Origin of the sequence: Pseudodesulfovibrio sediminis (genome assembly GCF_020886695.1) — a bacterium.
In the GTDB taxonomy this organism is placed as follows: Bacteria; Desulfobacterota; Desulfovibrionia; order Desulfovibrionales; family Desulfovibrionaceae; genus Pseudodesulfovibrio; species Pseudodesulfovibrio sediminis.
On sequence record NZ_AP024485.1, the window covers coordinates 1,396,921 to 1,422,082 of the forward strand.

Genomic DNA, 25,162 nt, shown 5'->3' on the forward strand with positions numbered 1-25,162 from the left:
TCCCTGCTTGGAGACACGCTGTTCTCCCCGGCCAGACGCAGCCGCAGTATCATTCGACTTGCCTTGGAGGCCACTTCATGAACGAGCTGATTGCCCCGCATTTTCTGGACATACTCTGTCTGGCCATCTCCACGGGACTGTTCACTTTTTACCACCTGTATGTCTGGTGGAAACTCAAGACAAACCCCATTTATACACTGTACGGTGCAACGAAACTGGCGAAAACAGCCTGGGTCGTGAATGTCATGGAAGAAAAGAATGACCTTCTGGCAGTGCAGACGTTGCGCAACTCCACCATGGCCGCCACCTTTCTGGCCTCGACGTCAATTCTTCTTGCCGTAGGCCTGCTCACATTGTCCGGGCAGGGCGACGAATTGGGACAGACATGGCACGCGGTCAACATGTTCGGCTCCACGGCACAGAGCACCATGACGTTCAAACTCCTTGTCATCCTTGCCAATCTGTTCATCGCCTTCTTCAACTTTTCTTTCTCCATACGGTTGTTCAGCCATGTCGGATTCATCATCAACACCCCGCCGGAGGGAGGGAACTACGGCACGTCGTTCACGTTCGTCGCCATGCAACTGAATAAGGCAGGCAGTTACTTCCATATCGGTATGCGGGCATATTACTTTCTGATCCCCCTTATCTTCTGGCTGTTCGGTCCACTGCTCCTGGTCTTTTCAACGATCATAGTGGTCGTGCTGATCTCCCGCATAGAAAGAACGCCCAAAATGGATTGCGGATACCTGTCGGCCTTTTTCAAAAAGTCGTGCACGTTGCCTCCTGAATAACGAAATGTGAAGGGCTCCGCGCAAAAAAGGCCTGGAAGACGGTCTTCCAAGCCTCGCAAACCCACGGCATATCCTACTGATACAATTATAAAAATCAGTCGTATCCGCCGACGCGATCAGGCTGAGTCCTCGGCCTCCGACAGGACAAACTCCAGCACTTCCTTCAGCACATCCATTTCAACCGGCTTGGCCAGATATCCGTTCATGCCCGCTTCAAGGAACTTCTCCTTATCCCCGGTCATGGCATAGGCCGTTACTGCTATAATGGGAATATCCTTGTTCATTTCGCCTGCTTCCCCACGCCGAATGGCCTTTGTCGCTTCCACGCCATCAAGCACCGGCATCTGTACATCCATGAGAATGAGATCATAGGATTCGGCTTCCAGTTGTGTCAGCGCCTGTTGCCCATCCGTGACAGCCTGAACGTGGTGCCCCAGCATCTCGAACATTTTGGTCTCGACAATCTCGGAATTCTTGTCATCCTCGGCCAACAGTATCCTGAGCCCCCTTGAGACAAGAGGTTCTTCATCTGCCGGCGGAGTGTAGGCAAGAGGCTCGACAATTTGAAATGGCAGACAGAAGTGAAAGACCGTTCCCGCTCCCTCCTCACTCTCCACCGCCATGGTGCCTCCCATGAGGACAACCAGACGCTTGGTGATGGTCAGGCCAAGCCCAGCCCCCTGGTACCTGCGCTTGAAATCCGTCTCCCCCTGCACAAAAGGCGCAAACAGTTTATCCAGCAGGCTATCAGGGATACCGATCCCGGGGTCGGCAACCGAAAACAGCACATGATACTCGTCAGGTGTTCGCTGAGGCAGGGGATGGATATCAATGCTTATGGTCCCTGTGTCAGAGAATTTGATCGCATTGCCCACCAAATTGCTGAGAACCTGCTGAAGGCGCACGACATCTCCACTGAGCCTGTCCGGCATGTACGGAGGGATGGTAAGTTTCAACTCCAGTCCCTGTTCGTTCGCAGACGGGCCAAACAGCTGCACCACGCCGATGACGGCGTCATTGAAATCGAAAGGTTCCTTGAGAATACTCACCTTGCCCGCATCAATTCGGGACAAATCGAGGATATCCGTCAGGAGTCGGGTCAACCGCCCGCTGGACTGATACGCCGCATCAACATATTCCTTCTGCTCAACATCGAGCGGCGTTGCTCCCAGGAGGTGCAACATACCCATGATGCCATTCAGGGGAGTCCGAATCTCATGGCTCATGTTGGCCAGGAACTCCGATTTGGCCCGGTTTGCGGCGACCGCCTCTTCTATTGCCCTGTTGCGCTCAGTGACATCCAGCACACTCCCCTTGATGTGGAGAAGATCACCGTTCTCGTCATACTCCCCCTGAAATGTCGAATGGTAGTGCCCGACACTGCCATCCGGGCGGAGAAACCGCTGATCATAATGCCCCTGACCATGACTTGCAATGGCCCTGTCGAGCAATTCCTGTCCACGGACCTGTTCATTCGGCCAGGATGCCGAGAGAGCCAGAATCGAATCTATCTGCGGAGTGAACGTCTCGGAGTTCAACCCGAAAATTGTATACACTTCCTCGGACCACGTAACATCACCCGTCTTGACATCCCAGTCCCAGCGGCCCAAACCCGCCATACGCTGCACTTCCCTGAGATCTTCCTCCGCCTTTTTTCGGGCTGTGATATCTCTGGTTACAGTAAACATACAGGGGGTTTCGTCAACAACGGCCCCTGCAGCAGTAACCTCGGCATCATACTCGCTCCCGTCCTTGCGTCGATGTCGCGTCTCAAAAGAAAACTGTACTTCGCGGGACACTGGAAAATCGGTGAGAATATCCTCTTTGGAATAACGCGCTTCGAAATCCCAGGTGTGAAGCTGTACGACCTCTTCCTGAGTATAGCCGAGCATGTCAGCAAATTTCTGATTTGCTTCTACTATTCGATGTTCACTATCCATGATGGCAATACCGTCCAGGGAAATATTCATGAGCGCTTTTCTTCGGCCGGCCTCCAAAAGCAGTGCCTGCTCAGCGGCCTTGCGCTCCGTAATGTCAATATGGGTGCCAAGCATACGGGTGGCACTGCCTGACTCGTCCCAGCCCACACTTTTTCCCCGGGCAAAGATCCACCGCCAACTACCGTCCTTGGCGTGCATGCGAAACTCGATTTGAAACGGCTCACCAATTTCAAGGTGCGCCAGCACAACGCCCCGAGCCGTCTTAACATCGTCGGGGTGCAGCAACTGCTCCCAGGTGGCAAAGGTTTCCGGCAATTCATACGGGACATAACCAAGCATGGTGTACCAGCGGCTACTGAAATAAACTTTACCGGTCTTGATATCCCAATCCCAGATAGCGTCATTGACGGCATCCATGGCCAGAGCCAATCTGTCCTCACTTTTCCTCCGGCTTTCTATTTCACCAGCCAGAAGATACACATAGAACACACTCGCCCAACAGACCGGACCCATCATCTGAATGTAGTCTTCGGCTTCACTCAAATACGGTACAACGACTATCTGTTCCAGGATATTGGAAAAAGCATGAAAGGCGCACCAGATGATCAATCCTGCGATAACACTCTTGGCCCGAACTTTTCGCGCGGTTTTCCACCCTGCAAGAAGGACCCATGCCGCGATGAGGCACAGCACAACGGAAAGACCGTCCAGGAAGAGTACGGGAGTCATACGTTCTTCCTCTCCCGCTTGAAGGCCAACCACACCCAACAGGTCAAAAACAGCGTGCTGACGCAATAGAGCAGGTGCTCAAGAACATTCATGAAGTCAGACCAGAAAAATCCCTCCGCAATCGTCACCAATAGTCCGATATACAAGAGGAAATATCCTGTCACCAGCAGGTGAACCCGGGGAATCACTTTGAACTTGTCGCGGTAAATGAACAAGAACAACACCACGGGCAAACCGAAGAAAGCGGTTAATATTTCATTAGCCTGTACCATGCAGAGACACACCTCGGCGCGCCCCAAAAAGAACGCGACATTACTTAATCATACACTATATATTACAACCATTTATACTACTGCAAAATTAACGAAAAGACGCTAAAACAGAGAGAATTCAGAGTCTATAACCTACGCTCATCTTTGAAAAATAACAATTAGAGAAGTGAAGATATCTGCCTGATGATGCCGATAGACGCTACGGTCAATGCCTCGGACTCCATTGCCATGGGCAAACACCGTGTCTGACCACTACCGCATGAACGCGAAAAGGCTTGGAAGGATGTCCTTCCAAGCCTAACTCGCTTTGGTAGAATAGGAGGTGATTACTCCACACAAATCCATATGCCGGCAATGATCCCATTTGCAAGCTCACCGGGTTCCGGTATGCACTCAACCCGCTCCTGAACGCCATGACTGTCGAATAAGACGCTTCCCTGCCCTTCGCCAGTTGTATTCGTTGCGTACCTGCCGGGGTCATATGCAAAAGAATCAGTCTATCCGTATTACGGTCTGACGATAATCTTGATGTTCTCGTCCTTGTTGTTGATCAGCTCAACAAAGCCCTTCTCCACGATATCTTCCAGCTCAATCCTGCCGGTAATCATGGGTTCTGCCTTGAGCTGCCCATTGGCCAGCAATGCGGAAACGCCCTGAAAATCCTTCAAGGTGTAGGCAAGGGTGCCGATGACACGCTTATCCGTTCCACTCAGGCTGAAGAAGTTGAAGGAGCTGGGTTCTTCGAAAATACCGACGATAACCGCGCGTCCGGCATTCCTGAGAACGTCAACGGCCAGCGGGCCGGTGAACTTGTTGCCCACGCATTCGAACGAAACATCGGCACCGGAGCCATTGGTCAGAGTCTTGATCTCGGCTATGGCATCGCAATCCTTAGGATTGAGGACAATATCTGCCCCACATTCCTTGGCTTTCTCCGTGCGTGCGGTCGACATCTCCAACACGATGGTCTTACCGGCACCGGCTGCCTTGGCGGCCATGAGCGTTCCCAGGCCGATGGTGCCCGCGCCGATAATGACAACAGTCTCACCGAGGATGGAGCCAGCCTCGCGCACGGCCTTGAAACCTGTGGCCAAAGGTTCGATCAAAGCACCGGCTTCGGGAGACACGCCCTCGGGGAGGACATAACACAATTCGGCGGGAATATTGACGTATTTTGCAAATGCACCATCGTTATGCAGACCGGTGAAGGCCAGCTTTTCACAAACATTATAGCGACCATCCCGGCAGGTCACACATTCACCGCAATGCTGACAGGCATCCGGAGCGACAAAGTCCCCCTCTTTCACATTGGTGACCCCTTCGCCAACCGCAACCACGGTACCAGTGAACTCGTGACCAAGAATCACGCTTCCCTGTTTACCGGTCAGGGGATGGGGAGCATCCATGGGAATGAAGATGGGACCAGCAACAAATTCATGGAGGTCCGATCCGCAGATGCCACACCAGTCAACCTTGATTTTGACCCATCCGGGCTGTGGGGTCGGGGGAACGGGAACGGTCTCCACACGTACATCCTGCTGTCCATGCCAAACGGCGGCTTGCATTGTTTCGCTCATAGGATCCTCTCTTTGGTTTATGTTATCAGACTTCCTGATCGCAACTATTGAGATTGTGAATAACCCACCATAGACTGCACCAGTTGTGCCAAACCAAGGCCGGGAACACATGGACCACATAGCAGCCTACAAAACCAGGCATGTCATATCTGTCTGGATATTCAACTGTTTTTTATTCACACACTGATGGAATACATCGTGATGAGTGAACACCCGCCTTTCCCACTCCTGTCACCTGCAAAGTATCTACACCTGTTCAGATTTCGAGCAGGTCAAGCAAACCTGTTCAACTTCAGGACAACAGAGTGCTGCCCCCCCCCAGCCTGAAGCGGTGTGTTTCCCTACGAAAAAAGGCTCGGAAGGAAATCCTTCCGAGCCTGAACGGTCGTTGGTATGGAGCCTGGGTATTTCACTCCATGGCGTTCTCCGACAGACGCCGGAAAACAGTTGTCATTGTGGCTACAAGCCCTTTTTCACCATGTAGTCAACGAGGTCGGCCACCCGGCAGGAGTAGCCCCATTCGTTGTCGTACCAGGAGTAGATCTTGGCCAAATTACCGCTTTGAACCACGGTGAAGTCAGCCTCCACGATACTTGAATGCGGATTACCAATGTAGTCAGAGGACACCAGCGGCTCTTCGCTGTAGTCGAGGATTCCCTTCAGCGGACCGTGGGCCGCATCACGCAGCACGGCCTTGAGGCTCTCGGTGTCCGTGTCCTTTTCGAGCACGGCCACGAAATCCACCAGGGAGACCGTGGGGGTAGGCACACGCACGGAGTAGCCTTCGAAACGGCCCTGCATCTCGGGGATGACCAGTGCCACGGCTTTGGCGGCGCCGGTGGAGGTGGGGATCATGTTGCACGCAGCGGCCCGCGCCCGGCGCAGATCCTTGTGCGGCAGATCCAGAATACGTTGGTCGTTGGTATAGGCATGCACCGTCGTCATGACGCCCTTGCTGATTCCAAAGGCCTCATGCACCACCTTGACGACCGGCGCGAGGCAGTTCGTCGTACAGGAAGCGTTGGAGACGATGTGGTGCTGTGCCGGATCATAGAGGTGCTCGTTTACACCCATGACCAACGTGATGTCCTCTTCCTTGGCCGGAGCTGAGATAACGACTTTTTTCGCGCCGGCCTCGAGGTGCTGACCAGCGGTGGGGCCGGTGCGGAAAATACCGGTGGCCTCCACCACGATGTCAACGCCCATCTCTCCCCAGGGGATATGACGGGGGTCGCGCTCGGCAAAGTTGTGTACCGTAAAGTCATCGCCGACCCGGAAGATGTCCCCATCAACGGTGATGGGTACCGGCAGGCTGCGATAACAGGTGTCGTGACGCAACAGATGTGCGTTGGTTTCTATGTCAAACAGATCGTTGACCGCGACGACCTCAAGGGTGTCACGATGATATTCCCATATGGTCTTGAGCACTTGGCGACCGATGCGGCCGAAACCGTTGATGCCCACTTTTATTTTGGCCATGCTGTCCTCCCGAAGCGTTACTGACGCTCCTGATGCAGGTTCATGATGCTAGTCTTCAAACACGCGGTAGTTGAATTCGTCAGCCAACTCACTGGCACGTTTGAGCGCCTTGTACATTCGGGCATTTTCCAGAGCAAGGCCGGAAAGATTGGCTATGCACTGGAGGAAATCCAATTCTTCTTCGCTGAATTCGCGGACCTCTCCCGAGTAGACCCGCAGCACGCCGATGACTTTATCACGCGCGTTGAGCGGTACCACAACAAGGGAGACAAGCCCCTCTTCCGATGCTTCCTTGGGATACTGGAACCGGTCGTCCTCGCGCACGTCGGCAATGGTCACGACCTTGCCTTGCAGCACTTCCTGGTCCAGACGGCTCTTGTCCACCTTCACAGGTCCCTTGTGGGCATAGCGCTCACTGAGCCCATAGACGCCACCAGGTTTAAGCATGGTTTCGCGGGTATCAAGAACGCGGATAAAGCACCCTTTGGCCTCCATGGTGAGGGCTACCTCTTTGGCAATGGCCATCATTACTTCAGAGGGGTCCAGACTGGAGTTCACCGTCCGGGCTATATTATAGATTGTTTTGTAAAGCCGCTGGCTCATATCGTACCTGCCTTACTCATAGTTTCTTGAACAACTCCAAACCCCGCCAATCGAGGTTTGCATGAAAACCGAAATTTCGGTCATGTCTGCACAGATTAGGGCATCCACAAAAAAAATCAAAGAGAATCTGCAATAAATAATTGTGCTATGTAATTGTTGTAAAAAAACTCTCCTATAACCCGTTAAAAAAACCGGCGATCCGGTGAATTGCCGACAGTTGCGCAACGGTCGTTGCACGAAGTTTTCGGCTCTCGACGAGACCCTTTACTTACAAATCGAATGGAGACACAGTATGGCAGCACTGTTTTACCGCCCCCATTTACATTCTTCGAGAGGACCATGGAGATCAAAGAAATTCAACAAACGGACGTCTTCTACCAACGAGCACGCGACCTCCGCCACACCCTCTTTTTCAAGAAACACGACCTCCCCTTCAGCATCCTTGATGATGAAAAGGAAGTATGCAGCGCGCATGTCGTGATAGTGGAAGGTGATACGCTGATAGGGTACGGACGCCTGACCCGACTGGACAACACCACATACCAGATATCCCAGATGGTCATAGACCCGCGACACCAGTCTCAAGGCTACGGCACGATGTTGCTCAAGGCATTAATTGAGAGAGCAGTCGCCTCAAGCGCCCAGAAGATCACCCTGAATGCACGAACCACGGCAACACGACTCTACGCCAAACAGGGCTTTGTTTCCGAAGGCGAAACGTTCCCATCAAACACCACCGGCGTTGAACATGTGACGATGGCATATATACCTTAAATAGAGCGATGCCGGTGTCCCGTTCCCCATCCACCCGATTGCATGTACCTGTTTTTGTCTGCTCAGCAAAAAGAGGCTTGGAAGGAAATCTTCCAAGCCTCGTATGTCAAAGAAGCCCGTGGGCTTCGAGCGGAGGAGCTTCCAGTTAGATCTGGAGAGAGCGACTCTTGCTAGATAATTCCTTCCGGCATCTCTTTACCTGGCAGAATTACCGTTTCAACTTCTCCACTCTTCTTGATTATCTTGAATTCAACCACATATCCGCCATCCAAAAGCGCTTTGCTTTTGGGGAGCGTTTGGGTTGTATTCGATTGTATATGTGACAAGATGCGATCAAGGTCATCGGACAAGCTGACAGTCTTGATGTATTCTCGATAGTGATCCGGTGGACACCCTGGATACAAACGACTTATTTCTATTTCCTTGACGCTGACAGTCTGTGCCATGTTGCCATTATCCTTAAGGATTACTCTGGAGCGTTGCCAGTCATTGGCACGGAATCAACGACATGCTGATCCGTGATGACTTTTCCAGAACTCTACGCCAGCATAACGCGATCATGTCTTCTTTATCAAGCGACTGAGGTTGAACATCTGGAACTGCAGAGGATTCATATGACCTTCATAGGCAATCCAGAACGTACCGTCCTGGTTCGGGCCTGTACTTCTCCCCCAACTGTTTTTCAGCAGCCACGCACCCTTGCTGTCGCTCCAGCCAATGATCTGAACGGCATGCCCTCCCAGCGGATTACCACTTTCCTGTTGGTATACTGCGCCGAGTTGCCCTTCCTTCCAATAATCGTAGAAGTCCTCATAGACATCGTAACGAAAATAGCAGGGACCATGGTCAAGGAGAGACTTCTTCATTTCACTTGCGTTGTTGGGAACCGTGTAGAAGCCCTGGCCGAGATAGTCGATACCTTGCGCTTCGAAGTCCTGGCATTCCCGTGTCCTTTCTTCAGGGCATCGAGTGGAGGCATCGTAATAGATTACATTGTGTTCAAGCCATGGCTTGTTGTTTTGGTAGAAAAGCAAGGCTCTTCCATCGCCTCCGCAGCACCCCTTCATCGTCGTGTTGCATGACACAAGCTGTTGTTCGGAGATGTTATACAGCTGACCGTTGAACTTGAGTATTTTTGATTCCATTGTTCCGGCGGCGGCGAAAGCCCAACAAGAGCCACACGTTCCCTGGTCCTTGGGAGGGCTAACCAACCCGTAGTCTCTGGCGTCGTATTCAGATGTAGCCTGCTCCTCGAACAGGATGGCACTATCCAACTCCAGAGTCTCTATGGACACCATGAACTCGTTGTAGAAAGTTTCCTCGACAGCCTCATCGCCCAATCCATACTCTTCTGGCCTCAATATTTCGGTCATAATGATCTCCTTTGATTCTTTACGAACACGTCTCAACCTCGTTGCGTGTTGCTCCAAGATTGATATGCAACGTCCGACTCAATAGTGAGAGTGCGTTCATGAGTGGCTAAAAGCTGGAATTCCAGCTGGTACATTTATCGATTCTGCTTGCTCTTGTTTCCCTACTACACACCTCCTTGGTATGGAGTGCCATCCTGCCCTGAGGATATCCTCTGCAAACACCGCGTTTGCCTTGTAACTCGTCTATTCTGTGAATTGCCCTTTCGCCTCCGAAGACAACCCATGGGCAGCCGACTGTTTTGGCCAAACGTCCTGTACAGGGCTTTTTCACAGGAGTTCTTCTCTCCTAATCACACTTTCCGGTTGACGCACCAGCTTGTGCAAAGACGTACAAAACACTATTTTTTAAGGATATTTACACCGAATAAATATCAGAATGGAGATAAGCAGGAATGAACAGCGTGCTGTGTCGAACAGCGAGCCGCCCACTCAGTTTGTCCTCTTTTGTATCCCCATAAAAAAAGACCTAGAAGGCTTTCCTTCTAAGTCTTTTCAATCGAGGGCTGAACCTGGGGTGAAGCCCCCCATGTCTTCTTGAATGCGCTACTGGACCTCGGCTTTCAGAGCGACACACAATTGATCAGCGCATGAAGTGGATTTCATGCCGCAAGTGATGCCACTGAGTTTGCTGATAACATCGGCAATCTCCATCCCTTTCAGCAGGGTGGACAAGGCCTTGAGATTCCCTTCGCATCCACCGACAAAATCAATGTAGGCCAGCTTGCCGTCTTCAACCGCGTAACGGATACTCTTTGCACAGACCTTTTCCGGTACAAATGTGACAGCATCGCTGGGAGCGCCAACATTCATTAATGAGACTTTCATAACTATACTCACCTGGATTGCTTCTCTTTCGCAATCCTCTTGCTAAGAATTAATATTCTTTTCTTCGAGCGATACTGCCACCCAGTACACTGAACGTATTCTCGACGATAAAAATAGCTTCCGGATCAATATCAAACACCGCCTGCTCCAGAGAACGAAGCTGCAGGCTGTCCGTGATGGAAAAAACCATGTCGATACTGTCGCCGGTGTAGCCCCCTTTGCCAGGAAAAATGGTGGAATGCAACTTGCGCACTCAGGTGATGCTCTCTACCAGCTCTTCGCCCTTTCTCGTAAGAATACGGACCGCTTATCGCTGGTTGAACAAAGTGACCTGCCCCCTCGAAAGCTGGCCCACATCGAATGTTACGTGCATGGGCCACGAAGGAGGCAGGAAATGGCCATCAAGCGACACACCCCTGAACAAATTATTTTCAAACTCAGAGAAGCTGATGTTGCCTTGGCTCAAGGAGCACGAGTTGCTGATGTCTGCCGTCAATTGGGCATAACCGAGCAGACGTATTACCGCTGGCGCAAAGAGTACGGCGGCTTGAAGACGAGTCAGGCCAGGCAGCTTAAGTCGTTGAAGCGAGAGAACTCCAGACTTAAGAAACTCGTCGCTGATTTGAGTCTGGATAAGCAAATCCTTTCAGAGCCACTCAAGGGAAACTTCTAAACCCAGAACGTCGTCGCAAATGTGTAAATCATGTTCAGGTAGTTATCGAGAACTGGCGGCAGGAATACAATACGATCCGACCTCATAGCTCGCTGGGATACAAGCCGCCTGCGTCGGTCGCGCGGCTCCCCTAGGGGAACCCTAGGCTGGGGGCTGGAGAACCTCAGCAGAAAGAGTGCAGACTAACATAAGCCCGGAACATCAACAGGGGGCAGGGCATGGCTTTCAATACGTCAATGTTGTATGCCACTTCATTCTCCTATTGCTTTGTAATCCGATGCATAACTATCGATTCATCACGAATGGGCTTCTTGGGTCACGAAGCTCTATTGCTCTGAAAGGTTCAAGGGCTTCAACTCCTCCAAACACGTCTTGTATCCACGGAAGATGTTGTTTAATACCACCGCTCCGATACGGATCGTCAGTCATTTCGACCCAAATCCGATCAATTGAGAACCCTTCACCATGACTTAAGAACATTGAACCGCGGTAGACCCTCACCATTGAATTCCGGTCATTGGTGTCGAGAAAGGTCACTAAATTGGGGACAAGATCACGTGTAAGGTCATAGCGTCCTGAGATGAATGGTTTGTGTCTATCAGAATAATCAAATGGTTGCCCCGCAGCACGCCAAGGCAAAGTACGAAGAGTAAACAAACCATAATGGTCTCTGTAAAAACTAAGAAGAGCCACTAAATTTTTATCATCTCCGAGATCGCAATAAATCGCTTCGCCCTTTACCTTCGGCTGGCGAGTGAATGGGGGGAAGCTTGTGTTATTAAGTTGTACCATGCTTGTGCAGCTTTTAAGGCCGGTCGGCGTTTTTACATCTATTCCTATGTAGTAAGTGTCCGTAGCGGGGAAAATTGCACCTAATACACTGGCAGAAGCAACTATAAACAATAAAGCTACTGGTCCCGTCCAGACGAAGACAATGAATGGCTTCAGAACGCCGAATATGAGAAAACCTAATGAAAGGAGCAGACAAAAGGCATAAGCTGGAATGAAAAGATAATGAACTGGACCGGGCAGAGATGCGAATAAGAACAGCCAGGGGAATATCCAGATAAACAAGGAAGTGAAAAATACCGGATGTCTTTTTACAAAATCAGTGAGTATTTTTTTCATGGGATATGTGGCTATTTTACCAGAAAACTGGAGATATTTTACTCATTAAGGCTCTACAATTAGTGGACATCTTTAAACTTATCCTCCCCTCTTCCGCACATTTCGGGGTTTGTTCTGGCCATATAGCCCTCTGAGTCCTTGGACAAACGGCATCCCACCTATCCACCGACCAAACGACTTGTTGCTTTGAACTCATCAAATTTCACCTTTCACATAAAGATCAAGATGTAAAGTACCCGTATAATAGGTCCAACGCACAGTAGAGACTTCTGACACAAATTGCGTCCAGGAGTTTCACATGCGCAAATCAAGATTCACTGAGTACCAGATCGTCAGAATCCTCAATTCCGTGGAAGGACCAACAAGGACGTATGCCGTGAAAACGGCATCAGAATGCCACCTACTACAAATGGAAATCGAAATACGGGGGCATGGAGGCGTCCTACATCCAACGGATGAAGGATCTCGAAGCCGAAAATCGCAAACTCAAGAGATGTACGCCGACCTCAGCCTGGAAAACACTGCGCTCAAGGACATCATCGAAAAAAAGCTCTGAAGCCAGTTGAACGCAAGCAGTTCGTTTCGCACATGGTCACGAGCATGAGATGAGCATCCGTAAGGCGTGCGCCGGAGCTATTGCGCCTACAAGCCGCATCCTCGGGACGAGAGTGAATTGATCACTGCTTTGACTGAACTGGCCGAGAAGAAACCGAGATGGGGCTTCAGCAAGCTTTTTGCCTGACTTTGCAAGCCGGGCAAGCCGACACAAAACGCATACATCGAGCGCTTCAACAGGACCTATCGGGAGGAAGTGTTGGATTTATATATCTTCGACAGCTTGAGTGAAGTCCGCCAATGCACCGAGGAATCTATCAGAGAGTACAATGAGGAACGGCCTCACTCTTCACTGGGCAACCTGACGCCTGTGGAGTTTGCCATCCATTCCGGGCAATTGCCCGGAATGGATGGGCTGGAAAGACGCCGGGAACTCATACAAGCCCGGACCTAAAACGGGGGCATCTCCAACCGACCAGGAGGCTCTACTCGTAACTGGCCCTAAGATGGGGGACTTTACACCCCAAAGACCTGCTTTGGATAATGCTTCCGCCCCTGGATATAATCACCCTGAACGAGCTGGTTGAATCTTCGAAAGATGCTCCATCGAAGATGGTACCAATCTACTGCGACAAGATTTGAGTCTGCCCGTCTAATTGCGAGGCAAACTGGAGAACGGAATTGTTTCCACGAGCGTCATATTCGACTACTGTTCCAAGCATTTCCCGGAAACCTGTAGAAACAAGCGCAACCATTACAATCCATTTCGCTAATTTCATCATCCTTGAAGTTATATGAAGCTCATTCCGATCGGCTTTACTATTTGGGCTATTGCTTTTTCCCCTCTCCCGTCTTCTTTTTTGGGGCTTCGACCTGATGAACGCTATAGTGTCTGCCTTCGCCACCGACACCGCGACCACCATCATTGCCCACACTGCCTGCCTGAACACCCCCAAGTTGTCCAAGAGTCGGCCCACTACCAGTTCCCGCACGGGACATGCTCGATTGGATGGAGGACTCAACCTCTGCGGCAGCGCCCAGAACAGACTGTGCACAGGCAGGAGAAGTATAGATTATCAAGGTCAGAACAAAGGCCAATGTAAATGAGAAAATTGTCCTCGAAGACATATTATTTTACCTCCGCAATTTGCTGCTTTTTAAATTTTGCGAGCTGGATATGAATGGTTCTGTATGTGGTACCGATGGAGGAGGGAACCTGTTCCCAGGTTTCAATGGCGTTGGCTGTGTCGCCAAGTTTGGCATATGACAGTCCAAGGTACACATAAATCCAAGGATAATGTTTGGCCAGGTTCGGGTCGCCACCCTTGTCAGCCTGGATTTGCAAAGCCAGGTTGTACAGTGTGGTGGCGCGGGCATAGTCGCCCAAGGCGTAGGAGCATCGGGCTGATCCAATGAAATACTCCGTCTTGTTCGGAACGGCCTGCATCAACTCTTCTCCGCTCTCAAGAGCCTTTTGCCAATACTCCCTGGCTTCCTCAGGATGATTCCACCGTTCTTTCTGCAAAGCACGGTTAATGTCCCTGTGGAACTCCAACTTGGGCAATCCCCATGCGTGCGACATGGCCGTCATGCCGAAAAGAAGAGCGAATGTGATTACCATTAAACTTGTGATGCGTCTCATGATGCCCTCATATTTGATCGTGATAGAACTCAATTATGCCCCGAATTTTCAAACTTGTCGGAACACCCCCAGAGGCAGCTCCAGACAAACTTGAGCGGCCAAACAAACGAATGGTTCATTCCTTAAATGGTCAGGGGGGGCTTGTATGTCCGGGAAAACCCGGACATCAACATAAAAAAGATGAAGATGAGATGGAATTGGATAAGAAAATGAGCATACCCAGCGTTTGTTTCAGCCTAGGCACACTGTGAATTCCCAAGCTGTTAGACAAGCCTGTATTCTCGGAGGGCATATTTTCTGAGGGCTTTCATACCATCGAGTTCGAGTTTCACTTGTATTCTGGAATAATACGTTTCCACTGTTCGGATGCTTACGTCGAATCGCGCTGCTATCTCCGCATTGGTTTCGCCCTTTGCAAGAAGGACAAGCACTTCTCTTTCCCGTTCGCTGAACTGCGGGGGCTCGACCGGGACATCGCTCAGGCCACCATCGGTTTCAAGACTCGCTGCCACCCGGGGGCTAAAATACGTGCCACCACCGAGTATTGCCTGTATCGCTTCCAACAGAACGACCGAAGTCTCACATTTGGTAACAAAACCTTGCACGCCGCGATTCAGAGCCCGCTTCACGATTTTCGCGTTTCCATGCATGGAATAGATAAGAACCGGGATGTCTCTTGAGAGGAGGTCCTGAACACAATCCAGTCCGGATTCATCACCCAAGGAAATATCCACCAGGGCCAACGTCGGGCGAATGGGATCAAGCAACGCCATTAGTTCATCCCGGCATGACGCTTCACCGCAAACCGCATGGCGCCCCTTTGCGAGCAGCAAGCCGAGCCCTTCACGGACAGCCGGGTGATCATCCACAATGATTATGTTAGCAACGGTGCTCATATCTCATCCTCTCCATGATTCTTCTGAAGGCCCAAACCACAGGCAACCGAGCAGGAAACCATGGTCCCGCCGCCTTCGGATTCGTCAATATCCACAACCCGCAAATCGCCACCGATCATCATCGCCCGATGCGCCATGATGCTCATGCCCAACCCGCCTTTGGACCGGGCCGCCGCAGATATGCCAACACCATCATCACGAACCAAGAGAGTAGCCATACCGTCTCTAGAACAATCGAACGAGACCGTGATTCGTGTGGGGTTGGCGTGTTTAACGGCATTGGAAATCGCTTCCTGCGCAATGCGATAAAGCTGTGCCACCTGCATTTTCTGGCATATTTCGCAGAGTCTTTTATCATAAAAATCTATGGGAATACCGCTGGACCGAGAATACCGCTGAACCATGTCAGCTAATGACGGACCCGAGCCCGCAGCTTCCGACTCCAACGGCCAGATACCACAGGATAGGTCGTATGCCTGGACCACCAATTCATCCAGGATGGCAGAAAGCTGTTCCAATTCTTCCTTTCCCCTCTCCGGGTTTTGCACTACCTGCGATAGCGATGCACATCTCAAACAAGCTCCTGTCAACTGCTGGCAAATGCCATCGTGGAGATCGATGCTGATACGACGTCGCTCTTCTTCGCTGATGTTCACGATCTCCCGTTCCAATCTGCTGCGCTCGGCAACCTCCTTTTCGAGATTGACGTTTTTGTTTTCAAGATCCTCGGAAAGGTTCTCGACAGCGGCAAAGGAATTGGAAAAACGTTGGGCCAACGCCACGGCTTGGGACAAAACAAGCGCAAATAACCCCACCGGCAAAAGACTCATCACATGGGTACCGAAGATAAGATAATATATGTCGTGGGTTGAAGTGAGCCCGAGCAGGATTATGCCACAAAGAAGAATAAGGGAGCCGCTGTAACCTCGCCGGAAACAAACAAACAGCAGAAAGACAAAATATGCAGTAAAAAATACAGCCGTAAGCGCAAATAATTGAAGCGCCATCTGATAAACGACACCGGGCAGAAACAGAACGGTGAAGAGAAAAAGAAGCCCTCGTATGTCAACGATATATAGAAAAACTCGCCCAAACTCTTTCGGGAATAACGACCTGTAGAATCTGTAGAGTATGGAAGTCGAAGAGGCGTAGCAGATAATTGCTATCTTGCTCACGACGATGAATTTAAGCTCTGGGAAATAGGCCCTTATCAACCAGTCCGACGCATCATTGGAGGCAACAAGCATCGTCAAAACGATGCAATAAATACCGAAATACAGCGTGGAGATATCCTTCTTTCTCAATACGTAAAGGATGAAGTGGTACAATGCCATGATCAGCATGCAGCCCGCAAACAATAACCCCCAGCTCCGTGCATTCTCATGGGCCTGTTCCAGCACCCCCGGCTCAGCCAATACGATTGGGTTTTGCACCCCACCGCCGGGAAAGAAGTGGTTGGATATCTGCATTACCAGATCAACCGGCGTTCCATCGTTTGTGATCTTCGCCAGGACAAGCGACCGGTCCGGGACCTCCACCTCATCACTCCGTCCCACCACGCCGCTCGCAGCAAGCAGGGTCCCATTGGCCCAAATACGGTAAGCGGACCGGATCGAGAGCAGTCGCACTGTCAAATTATGAAGATCAGGGGGCAGCAGAACACGCAAGCGGAATGTTGCCTGCCCAGTGCCAGGCAAAGGCTGCCCATTCAAATCATACTTTTTCCAGTAACCGGGAAAAGTCAGATAACCGCTCTTTGCCGGTGCATTGCCGCCAATCGCAAAGTCCTTAGGAGTCAAAAGCTGATCCCAATAAAATTCCCACTCCCCATCAAAAGCGGCCAGGCCGTCCCGGGTCGGGTCCCAATCGGAAAGATCAAGCACGCCACGCTCGGCAACTGGCATGGCCTTTTCATTTTCGCGAGCTCCGACAAGACAGACAAAGGCCACCATGATAAGCAAAAGGAATCGAATGTTCTTCACAAAAAATAGCCCTTCATAGAACTGTTCGATCAGATGGAAAACAACAAACACTATAACACCAAGAAAGCCAGCTTGATCTTCTCAGGCTCTACTGAACAGCAACCAGAAACCCTATCATGAGGCGGGAACACTCTCTATAGAGGATCAAACCAACGATCATCCGATATCATTTGTATATTCTTTTGTATATTCCACAAAAAAAGGCTTAGAAGTGAAATCTTCTAAGCCTTTGATTTCATTGGTGTAGTTGAATGAAATCGAACCCGCAACCTCTTGAATGCCATACAGGAAGGCACGCGTGTAACATTTGAAATGCTTTGACTTTTAATTTTGAAGTCAACAGAAAACCAGTGATATTGGAGGCGTGTTGAAGGCGTTTGGTTGACCGGATGGTTGACCAAAATTGGGCCTGCTTACAGCCAAAAGTTGAACATTTAATGACTCACAACACACAATCAGGAGCGTATGATCTGTACATAGTTGAACACGGACATTTTTTTATTTTCGGATAGATATGACTCTTAGAAATCAACAAGGCCAAAATTGGTTCAACCCATGAAGCTATTTTCTCTTTCTCGCCGTCATATCCTTCCGCTGTTTTGCCTTCCGACATTTCAACATAAAGTCGAACAAAATAGCACAAGAAATCAGCCAGTTGAACCAAGCTCACATCTCTTGAGTCACAAAAGTACGGCACGTCAACAATTTGATCCAATCGTTCTTGCTTCTTTCCCTTCTTATAGAAAGAATCCGTCCATTCTGGAGGAGATTTTACGGCAGATAAAAAGCGAGCTTCTTCTCTCACTTCTTCATCAAACACCAAGACGGTGTTACCCTTGTTCTTCTTTTCGTTCTGATGAAACTTTTGCAATTGGAGACAAATATGCATTCCCATAAATTGCCACAAAGAATTTATGTCGCTTGAGAGCTCTTCGTTTTTGAAATTATCTGAAAACAAGTCCTTATCGACAACAGAATAGACTATCTTGTGCCCCCGATCCTTAATCCAAGAAAAAATTTCTCCGATAATCTCAGCCCTCTCTTTTCCTGGAACCCCTCTCCAAATGCCATTACCACGATAAAAATCCCTAGTATGCAATTCCTGCATTGGTTTTTTTGCTTTATCGGATAATCCTAGCAACAATTTTTCCCACTCATTTTTCGTCCTACGCATACGATATGAATCAACGATGACTCCTAGCATTACAGCAATAGGTTCATCACCTGTCCCGCTTTCATCTAAATAGCAAAACTTCATCATGACCTTCTCGGTAATAAACAACTTAAAGTAGACAACCCTATAACACCAACACAGGGAACGTTCAACCTACGTTTGACCAATGCTAGCAACTAAAAACAAGAAAAGATTAAACTTAACCCCTCCCCCGCCTCAAACATCCTCCAACACAGTTCATACACAACTTTAATCAGCTATATTAAACATTTTGGTCATCAAATGGTCACCACCAAAAGAAAAAGGACCGCATAGCCTATCAAGCTAACCGATCATTTTTCTTCGGAAATTTAAGTGATGGAGCTGGAGGGAATCAAACCCACGACCTCTTGAATGCCATTCTTGAGGGCATTCAACCAACACCTCAATATAACACTTTAAATAAACGGGACTTAATCATCGCCAAGCCTATTCGAAACACGCTGTAGCATGATGTGCGGAAGGCGCGGAATGTCGTCGTTTTTGCATGGCGTAGTGGGAAAAGCGGACACATAGCGGACATCGACTTGAATTTCGAGCCTAACTCTTATTGTGTTGATAATAATTCGCGACAGTTGACAGTTCCTCACAGAATCATGCAATACTTGGCTATAACACCATCTTCACCAAGCAAGGAGAGGACTTATGAACGCAGCAACACAGGGACGTATTCGGTTTAGGAATGAGGCTCTCAAGGTCACCGAGTTCGGCTTTACCTTACGGGATGCCCTGCTTGAGGTTAAGGGAGTTGTCCAGGTCCAGGTCAATAAACGGATCGGGTCCATTCTTATTCTGTTCGATAATACGAAAATTTCCGCCGAAAAAGTGTTGAGTAAAATCGCCGACGCACTTGGCGTTGATCTGACCAAAGTGAAAAGCGGCATGAATGATGTCCACAAGGCGCTAACGGGCATGAAAGGTCGCCGCTATGTCAAGCGCGGCATGCTTGCGTCCATGGCTACTTTGCTGGGCATAGTGTACTTCTCGGAGAAGTGGCATGTCGCGGCTGGTGTAGCCTTTGTCCATCTCATCGCTCTCCATCTCTACCAAAACAAAAAGACACTGATGAGATAGCTGACCAGTCCCTCCTCGCCGGAAACCGGGAAGACTCCTTCCATGGATTGTCTGAATGTCGTCAGCCTGCTTTATGGATGGGCGTGCCGAGCGAGGCAAAGATTAGACAAAGATTAGGTCATGACAAATGACCCAATCCGAATTCGAGCGCATTACAGACCAGCACACCGCAGAGGGAAAGCAATACCCCCCCTGCCCCGAAGCACTCGTATGAAGCTGTTGCGACGTACGCTCTTCTTCAAGCGACAGGTAGACGTCCTGACGCACTTTTTTCATTGATCCCCCTTTGATAAAGGTTCGGCCATCAAAGGAGGTGTCCACTGGGTGGAGGGCACGTTCCAGAACGAACACTTCCAGTTACGATTCCTGAAAAAAAAGAAAAAGCCGACCCCTTTTAGTGGTCGGCTCATCATGCTTCGACAGAATTGAATTGGTCAGGGTTCATCTTCCAGGACCTCTTCTATTTCTTCTTCCAGTTCTTGGAGCAACGCTCCTTTTTGGCCTCTCCGATTGCCCCTTTTCCTTTCTGGTTCATCTTCCAAAGCCTCCAAGACAAGCCCAGAAAAGAGATCGCTCTGCCCTTTGCCGCTGCCGCGCATACCGAGGACCGACAAGGCGGCTATACCAGCTCCACCACCGCTCCCCCCGCCAGCAAAAGTGCTGATGGCTGCCACGCCGCCAAACAACATAGACTGCTTCACGACATCAATCACGGCCTCCTGGTGGGAGACTTCGCCGTTTTTGTATCGCTTCCACATTTTGTAACCAGATATACCGACTCCGACGAGGGCACCCAGTCCAGCAGCGGCCCATGGATTCTTTGGTAGAAGATTCTTCATGGTTTCACCTTATCAATTCCTTGTAACATTGCAAATACCCGCCCATGATTATTGCTCCGGCAGCATGGGGCGCATGCTGTAGGCGCATGTCAGGACCGTTCCCGAATTATGCAGCAACGCCAGCACTGCTGGAGTTATGAAGCCAAAGATACCCAAGCCTATGAACAAGGTGTTGCTGGCCACAATGAACTTGTAGTTGCGCCGGATACGCTTCATGACCAGCCCTGAGATGGACATGGAATCAATAAGGGAATCGAGGCGTTCGCTGGTCAGCATGACGTCGCACGTCTCCTGGGCGATGTCGGCTCCATGCTTCATGGATACGCCGACGTGGGCGTGGCTGAGGGCTGCGGAATCATTGATGCCGTCGCCGACCATGGCCACGGTGTAGCCTTCGGCGCGCAGGGTATCCACCAGCTCGGTTTTGTCATTGGGAAGGACCTGAGCGTAGAACTCCTCGATGTCAAGTTCGCTGGCAACAGTCCGCGCTGAGGCCTCTCCATCTCCTGTCAACATGATGATACGCCTCATCCCCATGTTCTCCAGTCGCCTGATAAATCGGTACGCGGAATCCCTGACGGGGTCCTCCAGGGCGATGACCCCGGCCAATTCGTTGTCCACAGCCATATACAAAGTAGAATGCCCCGTATCCGTGCAACGCTTGATCTGAGCATCGGCAACATCAAGGTCAATCCCTTCATCCTCGTGGACGAAATGCCTGCTGCCGAGGATCATTCGCTTCCCGCCAAGGGTTGTGGATATACCGTGGGCAAGAATGTACTCAATCTCGGCATGGCGTTCATCATGGATAAGCCCCTCTTCATCTGCCTTGCGAACGACTGCATCTGCAACGGGATGGGGGAAATGCTCTTCCATGCAGGCGGCATTGCGAAGAATGAACTCGCGAGAGTAACCGTTGACCGGACAGACATCGACCACCTCCGGGATGGCACGAGTCAGTGTGCCGGTCTTATCCAGCACAATAGCGTCGACCTTGGAAAGTTGTTCGATACACTTGCCGCCCTTGATGAGCGCACCGAAATAGGCCGACTCCAGCATGGCGGAACGAACCGCGAGCGGCGTGGACAACTTTATGGCGCAGGAATAGTCCGCCATGAGCACTGCGGCCGCCTGCATCCAGTTGCGGGTAATGACGAAGATAACGCCGGAAAGGACGAAGGAGAAGGGAACGATCTTGTCCGCAAGCTGGATGGCCTGGCCATGAATCTCCGCCTTCATGGCTTCGGAATCGGATATTACCTGCGCGATCTTGGCGAACCGGGTCTCGTCGCCAACACCTTCGGTGAGGATGACAATCTTACCCTCTTCGACCACGGTACCGGCAAACACCTCTTTGCCGATGCCTCGTTTGACGGAAAGAGGCTCCCCTGTCATGGACGACTGGTTAACCATTGCCGTGCCATCAGCGACCACGCCGTCCACCGAAATGCGAGCGCCAGCGCGAACCACGACGAGGTCACCCACTGCAACATTCTCCTGTGGGATTTGAACCTCTTCACCCTTGCGAAGCACCCACACCGGCTTTCCATCACCGGCAAACAGCGATGCCAAATCTTTACGGGACTTCTCGCGAGTCCAGTCTTCCAAAGTTTCGCTGATGTCCAGCAGGAGATGGATGGTGCCAGCCGTACTGAAGTCGCGCATGGCCAGCGCCGCGCCGATGGCGGCGCCATCAAGCACTGCCACGTTGAGCTTGCGTTGGAAGAGGTTGCGAATACCCTCGAATATCAATGGGGCGACATTGAAGGCTGTCCAGTAGGGACGCAACCTCATGGGCATCAAAAGACGCGTGGTGTAAAAGTTGAAAACCTTTTTGGCAACGATCCAGAAAGGATTCTCCAGTTCAGCAGGCTCGTATATGCCCGGCGCATGGGCTGGCAGGGTGCAGGCAAGCTCGTCACCAAGGGCAGCACTGCGGCAATCCGACAACTCCGGCAGCAAAGGGATAGCCAAGGCATTAGCCACAACCTCTTCGACGCGCTCAGTAAGCATGCGATCAGGAACAAAGCGAACAAGCGCCCTGCCGGAACGTTCGCTGTAACTGAATTCGAGGTCGACTGCGTCATCGCCAAAATCAGCCAATATCCGTTCCTGCACATGCAGGACTTCCTGTCCTGAGTCGACTTCGAATCGAATTCTACCAGGTATGCTTCGGACAATACTCATGCACCAACCATGATCCCATGCTTGTGATTTCTCATTTCACCAAACGGTCCGCTGAAAGCAGACCATCGTCGCAGTTAGGAGGAAGTGGAATTCTTCCCTGCTCCAGTCTCGACAACAACTTTCTTTTCTGGTGCGGCTTTCTTGGCCGCAGGCTTCTTCGTCGGCGTCTTCTTGGGTGCAGCCTTCTTGGGTGCGGCCTTTTTGGGTGCGGCCTTCTTTTTGGGTGCGGCCTTCTTTTTGGGGGCAGCCTTCTTTTTGGGGGCAGCCTTCTTTTTCGGAGCCGACTTGGCTTCCTTTGCAGCTGCTGCCGCGGCAGCGGCCTTCTCCTCGTGCATGTACTTGGCCTCGGCGAGGTAGTCCTCTACATCTTCCTTGATTGTCTCGACGGTGCAGAGCAGCTTTTCTGTCAGCCCGTGTCCGCCCTGAACCAGACTTTGAAGAAGATTCTCACCCTTGCCTTCCTTGACCAATGCGGTACCTGCTGCACCCAGCGCTGCACCCGCAATAAGGTATGCCAATCTATTCACAGCCATAATCCCACCCTCCTAAATGTCCTTGGCCGGATCCATTTGCTCAGCCATTTCGGTTACCGTTTTCTCAAAAAAATTCTGTCCCAATTCAGCCGCATCGCCCATGAATTCCTTCAACTCATCAGGATGCTTGACAGCCATGTACCCGACGGCTCCCGCGGCAGCACCGACAGCGATCAGCAACAGTTTTTCCGTCAATTTGTCCATATTCCACATACTCCTTGTGGTAGTAGAGAGTTACGCACTACCACAGTATGGATTTTTTAAAAATTATAGGGAATTATTTTTTATCACCCGCGAACACGGGCAGCGGAGAGACGCCGAAGGGGAGCACCAAGGGAAGCGACAAGGAACCCATGACACACTGCACGTCCAAGCCCCAAACCGAGATAACTGCAGCCCAAGACACCTGCCAGGGACAAAAGCACGCATCCAGTCTGAAGGAAGGACTTATTGGGGCCTCTGGGAGCGTGCTCCTGCTCCGGTTTGATGGGTGTTCTATGATTTATGATAGACTTTCTATTGGATGTTTTTTCCGAAGGCATTAAATCACCGTGTCTTGCATTTATTTACGCCTGGGGCACGCGAAATCATTTTCCGCATCGTTTTCAGCGCATGATGGAATCGACTCTATTGAAAACGATTCTCACAGTCAACATCAAAGCACACCAAAATGGTATGTTTTTGTATCATGCTTCAAAAAATTTTGGACACAGGGGGGTTATACGTAAAGAATACCGTGCAGTTCTTTAACGATTTCTGCTGCGCGGTCATCATTATCGGTAGTGACGAGCTCTTCTAAGAGAGATGGCGAAACCCGCTCGGCATCGTACTCTATGAGTAGAGTCCGGGATAAGATATTCAGCTTGGTTTCGGTGACGGCATCCGGCATCTCAGGCGGGGATTGAGCCAAAGCCAATGCTTCCGGTTTTTCCATGATGGCAAGGGCAAACTTGATCCGAATACGTCCCGGAAGGCTATGCTTGATGGATAGATACTTTCTCAGTGATGCTATCGTCGCGAAGTCCATTGTGTTTCCTCTCGTTGGAATGATACATCAGGCTGTCTTCTCATGCAATCAAACGATTGGCTATGCCTTCCCGCTACAATCGAAACAAACACCATAAAGGTACATGCGATGTCTTGTCAGGGTGAACCCATACTGCTCGGCAATGTCAGCCTGCCTATTCTCGATGGCACCATCGAATATTTCGATGTTTTTCTGACAACGAATGCATACGAGATGGTCATGATGATCATGTCCATAAGCGTGTTCATAGAGAGCTCCCCCCTCCCCCACGTCAATGCTGTCGGCCAGCCCGGAATCGACCAGAAGCTTGAGAGTTCTATAGACGGTTGCCTGGCCAACCTCAGGAGCCCTCTCTTTGACGCGGGCATACAATCGCTCGGCAGAGAAATGCCCTTCAGTTTCAAGGAATGTTTCGACAATAACTTTTCGCTGCGGAGTCATACACAAGTTGTTGTCTTTGAGAAACTCTATGAAAACTTGTTCTGCTGATTTCGACATAACTACTATATATTGCTTTGATGTTGATTAAAACCCAACTGCGGAAAGAAAGCGGGCTGAAGCAACCCCTGCGGCTATCTTGTTCCTAGTATTTTCAGTCAGTTCCAAATGTTCGACAATCTCAACCGGCGCGCTGTCGTTGGCACAGGCCAACACCAACTCGAAATCCTGACGTAACCGGGTAAAGGCAACTTCAATATCTTTGAAACGGCTCCCCTGCGATCTCCAGGGCAAAGTGATCTTCCCCGAGTTCATGACCTGCTTGTGCGAAGGCGTCATCAGCGAATACCAATCAAGCGCCTCCCCAGCCCTTTCATCTTCATCGGGATAACAAAAGGAGCGCCATGAGGACGGCGGTTTCGGCAAGGCATTATCGATGACCACCTGCGGCACAGCGAGATCGATCTCAAACGGTTCAAGCTCGATTTCATACGTCAAAACCGGGCGGTGATTGCCGCGCTTCTTGTGAATTGACCACTGTATATTCAT

27 protein-coding genes and 1 pseudogene are annotated in these 25,162 nt (G+C 50.6%); 6 read left to right on the plus strand and 22 right to left on the minus strand.

The features are described 5' to 3' along the window. Nucleotides 1-77: 77 nt before the first annotated feature. On the plus strand, nucleotides 78-794 hold the full coding sequence (locus tag SRBAKS_RS06700) for a DUF599 domain-containing protein (RefSeq protein WP_229595425.1): 717 nt from the start codon (nucleotides 78-80) through the stop codon (nucleotides 792-794). A 116-nt stretch (nucleotides 795-910) separates the two neighbouring features. Here SRBAKS_RS06700 and SRBAKS_RS06705 read toward each other — a convergent pair whose 3' ends face one another. The 5 genes from SRBAKS_RS06705 to SRBAKS_RS06725 all read right to left on the minus strand — a co-directional run bounded on the left by SRBAKS_RS06705 (nucleotide 911) and on the right by SRBAKS_RS06725 (nucleotide 7,394). After that, nucleotides 911-3,463, minus strand: coding sequence for a PAS domain S-box protein (locus SRBAKS_RS06705; protein WP_229595426.1), 2,553 nt, complete (start codon nucleotides 3,461-3,463; stop codon nucleotides 911-913). Next, entirely contained in the window at nucleotides 3,460-3,735 is a 276-nt protein-coding gene (locus SRBAKS_RS06710; protein WP_229595427.1) for a hypothetical protein, read from the minus strand. The genes SRBAKS_RS06705 and SRBAKS_RS06710 overlap by 4 nt, the downstream gene beginning before the upstream one ends. A 506-nt stretch (nucleotides 3,736-4,241) precedes the next feature. Continuing rightward, nucleotides 4,242-5,312: a 2,3-butanediol dehydrogenase gene (locus SRBAKS_RS06715; protein ID WP_229595429.1), complete on the minus strand. Its 1,071-nt coding sequence runs from the start codon at nucleotides 5,310-5,312 to the stop codon at nucleotides 4,242-4,244. 459 nt (nucleotides 5,313-5,771) lie between these two features. Beyond that, a complete protein-coding gene (gap, locus tag SRBAKS_RS06720) occupies nucleotides 5,772-6,791 on the minus strand; it encodes a type I glyceraldehyde-3-phosphate dehydrogenase (protein WP_229595431.1) in 1,020 nt (339 codons plus the stop codon). A gap of 48 nt (nucleotides 6,792-6,839) precedes the next feature. Then, complete coding sequence (locus tag SRBAKS_RS06725; RefSeq protein WP_229595434.1) at nucleotides 6,840-7,394, minus strand: GAF domain-containing protein; 555 nt, start codon at nucleotides 7,392-7,394, stop codon at nucleotides 6,840-6,842. A 339-nt stretch (nucleotides 7,395-7,733) separates the two neighbouring features. Here SRBAKS_RS06725 and SRBAKS_RS06730 point away from each other — a divergent pair, with 339 nt between their 5' ends. Next, nucleotides 7,734-8,168: a GNAT family N-acetyltransferase gene (locus tag SRBAKS_RS06730; RefSeq protein WP_229595435.1), complete on the plus strand. Its 435-nt coding sequence runs from the start codon at nucleotides 7,734-7,736 to the stop codon at nucleotides 8,166-8,168. 170 nt (nucleotides 8,169-8,338) lie between these two features. On the opposite strand, the gene SRBAKS_RS06735 is transcribed toward SRBAKS_RS06730, so the two are convergent. The 4 genes from SRBAKS_RS06735 to SRBAKS_RS06750 form a co-directional block, all read right to left on the minus strand. Continuing rightward, nucleotides 8,339-8,614, minus strand: a complete 276-nt coding sequence (locus SRBAKS_RS06735) for a hypothetical protein (protein ID WP_229595437.1) — start codon at nucleotides 8,612-8,614, stop codon at nucleotides 8,339-8,341. A gap of 111 nt (nucleotides 8,615-8,725) precedes the next feature. After that, the gene (locus SRBAKS_RS06740; RefSeq protein WP_229595438.1) at nucleotides 8,726-9,541 is read right to left on the minus strand and encodes a C1 family peptidase; all 816 of its coding nucleotides are present in this window, start codon (nucleotides 9,539-9,541) and stop codon (nucleotides 8,726-8,728) included. A gap of 603 nt (nucleotides 9,542-10,144) precedes the next feature. Then, nucleotides 10,145-10,426, minus strand: coding sequence for a TIGR03905 family TSCPD domain-containing protein (locus SRBAKS_RS06745; protein WP_229595440.1), 282 nt, complete (start codon nucleotides 10,424-10,426; stop codon nucleotides 10,145-10,147). Nucleotides 10,427-10,475: 49 nt separating this feature from the next. Next, the gene (locus tag SRBAKS_RS06750; RefSeq protein ID WP_229595442.1) at nucleotides 10,476-10,679 is read right to left on the minus strand and encodes a DUF2179 domain-containing protein; all 204 of its coding nucleotides are present in this window, start codon (nucleotides 10,677-10,679) and stop codon (nucleotides 10,476-10,478) included. 141 nt (nucleotides 10,680-10,820) lie between these two features. Between SRBAKS_RS06750 and SRBAKS_RS06755 the strand changes: the two genes are divergently transcribed. Both SRBAKS_RS06755 and SRBAKS_RS17930 read left to right on the plus strand, forming a co-directional pair. Then, the gene (locus SRBAKS_RS06755; RefSeq protein WP_430708983.1) at nucleotides 10,821-11,099 is read left to right on the plus strand and encodes a transposase; all 279 of its coding nucleotides are present in this window, start codon (nucleotides 10,821-10,823) and stop codon (nucleotides 11,097-11,099) included. 44 nt (nucleotides 11,100-11,143) lie between these two features. Continuing rightward, nucleotides 11,144-11,233: an integrase core domain-containing protein gene (locus SRBAKS_RS17930; RefSeq protein ID WP_430709108.1), complete on the plus strand. Its 90-nt coding sequence runs from the start codon at nucleotides 11,144-11,146 to the stop codon at nucleotides 11,231-11,233. 151 nt (nucleotides 11,234-11,384) lie between these two features. Here the strand turns inward: SRBAKS_RS17930 and SRBAKS_RS06760 are convergent, their stop codons facing one another. Continuing rightward, on the minus strand, nucleotides 11,385-12,227 hold the full coding sequence (locus tag SRBAKS_RS06760) for a hypothetical protein (protein WP_229595443.1): 843 nt from the start codon (nucleotides 12,225-12,227) through the stop codon (nucleotides 11,385-11,387). 298 nt (nucleotides 12,228-12,525) lie between these two features. Here SRBAKS_RS06760 and SRBAKS_RS06765 point away from each other — a divergent pair. Next, nucleotides 12,526-13,236 (plus strand): annotated as a pseudogene (locus SRBAKS_RS06765) (integrase core domain-containing protein). Nucleotides 13,237-13,610: 374 nt separating this feature from the next. Here the strand turns inward: SRBAKS_RS06765 and SRBAKS_RS06770 are convergent. The 5 genes from SRBAKS_RS06770 to SRBAKS_RS06790 all read right to left on the minus strand — a co-directional run bounded on the left by SRBAKS_RS06770 (nucleotide 13,611) and on the right by SRBAKS_RS06790 (nucleotide 18,563). Then, nucleotides 13,611-13,910 (minus strand): hypothetical protein, encoded by a 300-nt coding sequence (locus tag SRBAKS_RS06770; RefSeq protein WP_229595444.1) that lies wholly within the window; start codon nucleotides 13,908-13,910, stop codon nucleotides 13,611-13,613. A gap of 1 nt (nucleotide 13,911) precedes the next feature. Further along, nucleotides 13,912-14,424, minus strand: a complete 513-nt coding sequence (locus tag SRBAKS_RS06775; RefSeq protein ID WP_229595445.1) for a tetratricopeptide repeat protein — start codon at nucleotides 14,422-14,424, stop codon at nucleotides 13,912-13,914. 263 nt (nucleotides 14,425-14,687) lie between these two features. Beyond that, nucleotides 14,688-15,320 (minus strand): response regulator transcription factor, encoded by a 633-nt coding sequence (locus SRBAKS_RS06780; protein WP_229595446.1) that lies wholly within the window; start codon nucleotides 15,318-15,320, stop codon nucleotides 14,688-14,690. Then, entirely contained in the window at nucleotides 15,317-17,353 is a 2,037-nt protein-coding gene (locus tag SRBAKS_RS06785; RefSeq protein ID WP_229595447.1) for a sensor histidine kinase, read from the minus strand. Before SRBAKS_RS06785 ends, SRBAKS_RS06780 begins: the two co-directional genes overlap by 4 nt. A gap of 391 nt (nucleotides 17,354-17,744) precedes the next feature. Beyond that, on the minus strand, nucleotides 17,745-18,563 hold the full coding sequence (locus tag SRBAKS_RS06790; protein WP_229595448.1) for a DUF3800 domain-containing protein: 819 nt from the start codon (nucleotides 18,561-18,563) through the stop codon (nucleotides 17,745-17,747). A 597-nt stretch (nucleotides 18,564-19,160) separates the two neighbouring features. On the opposite strand from SRBAKS_RS06790, the gene SRBAKS_RS06795 reads away from it, so the two are divergent. Then, the gene (locus tag SRBAKS_RS06795; RefSeq protein WP_229595449.1) at nucleotides 19,161-19,589 is read left to right on the plus strand and encodes an HMA2 domain-containing protein; all 429 of its coding nucleotides are present in this window, start codon (nucleotides 19,161-19,163) and stop codon (nucleotides 19,587-19,589) included. Nucleotides 19,590-20,023: 434 nt separating this feature from the next. Here SRBAKS_RS06795 and SRBAKS_RS06800 read toward each other — a convergent pair whose 3' ends face one another. The 7 genes from SRBAKS_RS06800 to SRBAKS_RS06830 all read right to left on the minus strand — a co-directional run bounded on the left by SRBAKS_RS06800 (nucleotide 20,024) and on the right by SRBAKS_RS06830 (nucleotide 25,162). Then, nucleotides 20,024-20,428, minus strand: a complete 405-nt coding sequence (locus SRBAKS_RS06800) for a magnetosome protein MamC family protein (RefSeq protein ID WP_229595450.1) — start codon at nucleotides 20,426-20,428, stop codon at nucleotides 20,024-20,026. A 48-nt stretch (nucleotides 20,429-20,476) separates the two neighbouring features. Further along, complete coding sequence (locus SRBAKS_RS06805; RefSeq protein ID WP_229595453.1) at nucleotides 20,477-22,615, minus strand: heavy metal translocating P-type ATPase; 2,139 nt, start codon at nucleotides 22,613-22,615, stop codon at nucleotides 20,477-20,479. A gap of 74 nt (nucleotides 22,616-22,689) precedes the next feature. Continuing rightward, nucleotides 22,690-23,148, minus strand: coding sequence for a hypothetical protein (locus tag SRBAKS_RS06810; RefSeq protein ID WP_229595454.1), 459 nt, complete (start codon nucleotides 23,146-23,148; stop codon nucleotides 22,690-22,692). A gap of 12 nt (nucleotides 23,149-23,160) precedes the next feature. Next, nucleotides 23,161-23,352 carry a hypothetical protein gene (locus SRBAKS_RS06815; protein ID WP_229595460.1) on the minus strand — a complete coding sequence of 64 codons (192 nt, stop codon included), beginning with the start codon at nucleotides 23,350-23,352 and terminating at the stop codon, nucleotides 23,161-23,163. A 514-nt stretch (nucleotides 23,353-23,866) separates the two neighbouring features. Continuing rightward, nucleotides 23,867-24,175 carry an HMA2 domain-containing protein gene (locus tag SRBAKS_RS06820; protein ID WP_229595462.1) on the minus strand — a complete coding sequence of 103 codons (309 nt, stop codon included), beginning with the start codon at nucleotides 24,173-24,175 and terminating at the stop codon, nucleotides 23,867-23,869. A 60-nt stretch (nucleotides 24,176-24,235) separates the two neighbouring features. After that, complete coding sequence (locus tag SRBAKS_RS06825) at nucleotides 24,236-24,673, minus strand: Fur family transcriptional regulator (RefSeq protein WP_229595464.1); 438 nt, start codon at nucleotides 24,671-24,673, stop codon at nucleotides 24,236-24,238. Nucleotides 24,674-24,700: 27 nt separating this feature from the next. Beyond that, on the minus strand, nucleotides 24,701-25,162 hold the full coding sequence (locus SRBAKS_RS06830) for a hypothetical protein (RefSeq protein ID WP_229595466.1): 462 nt from the start codon (nucleotides 25,160-25,162) through the stop codon (nucleotides 24,701-24,703).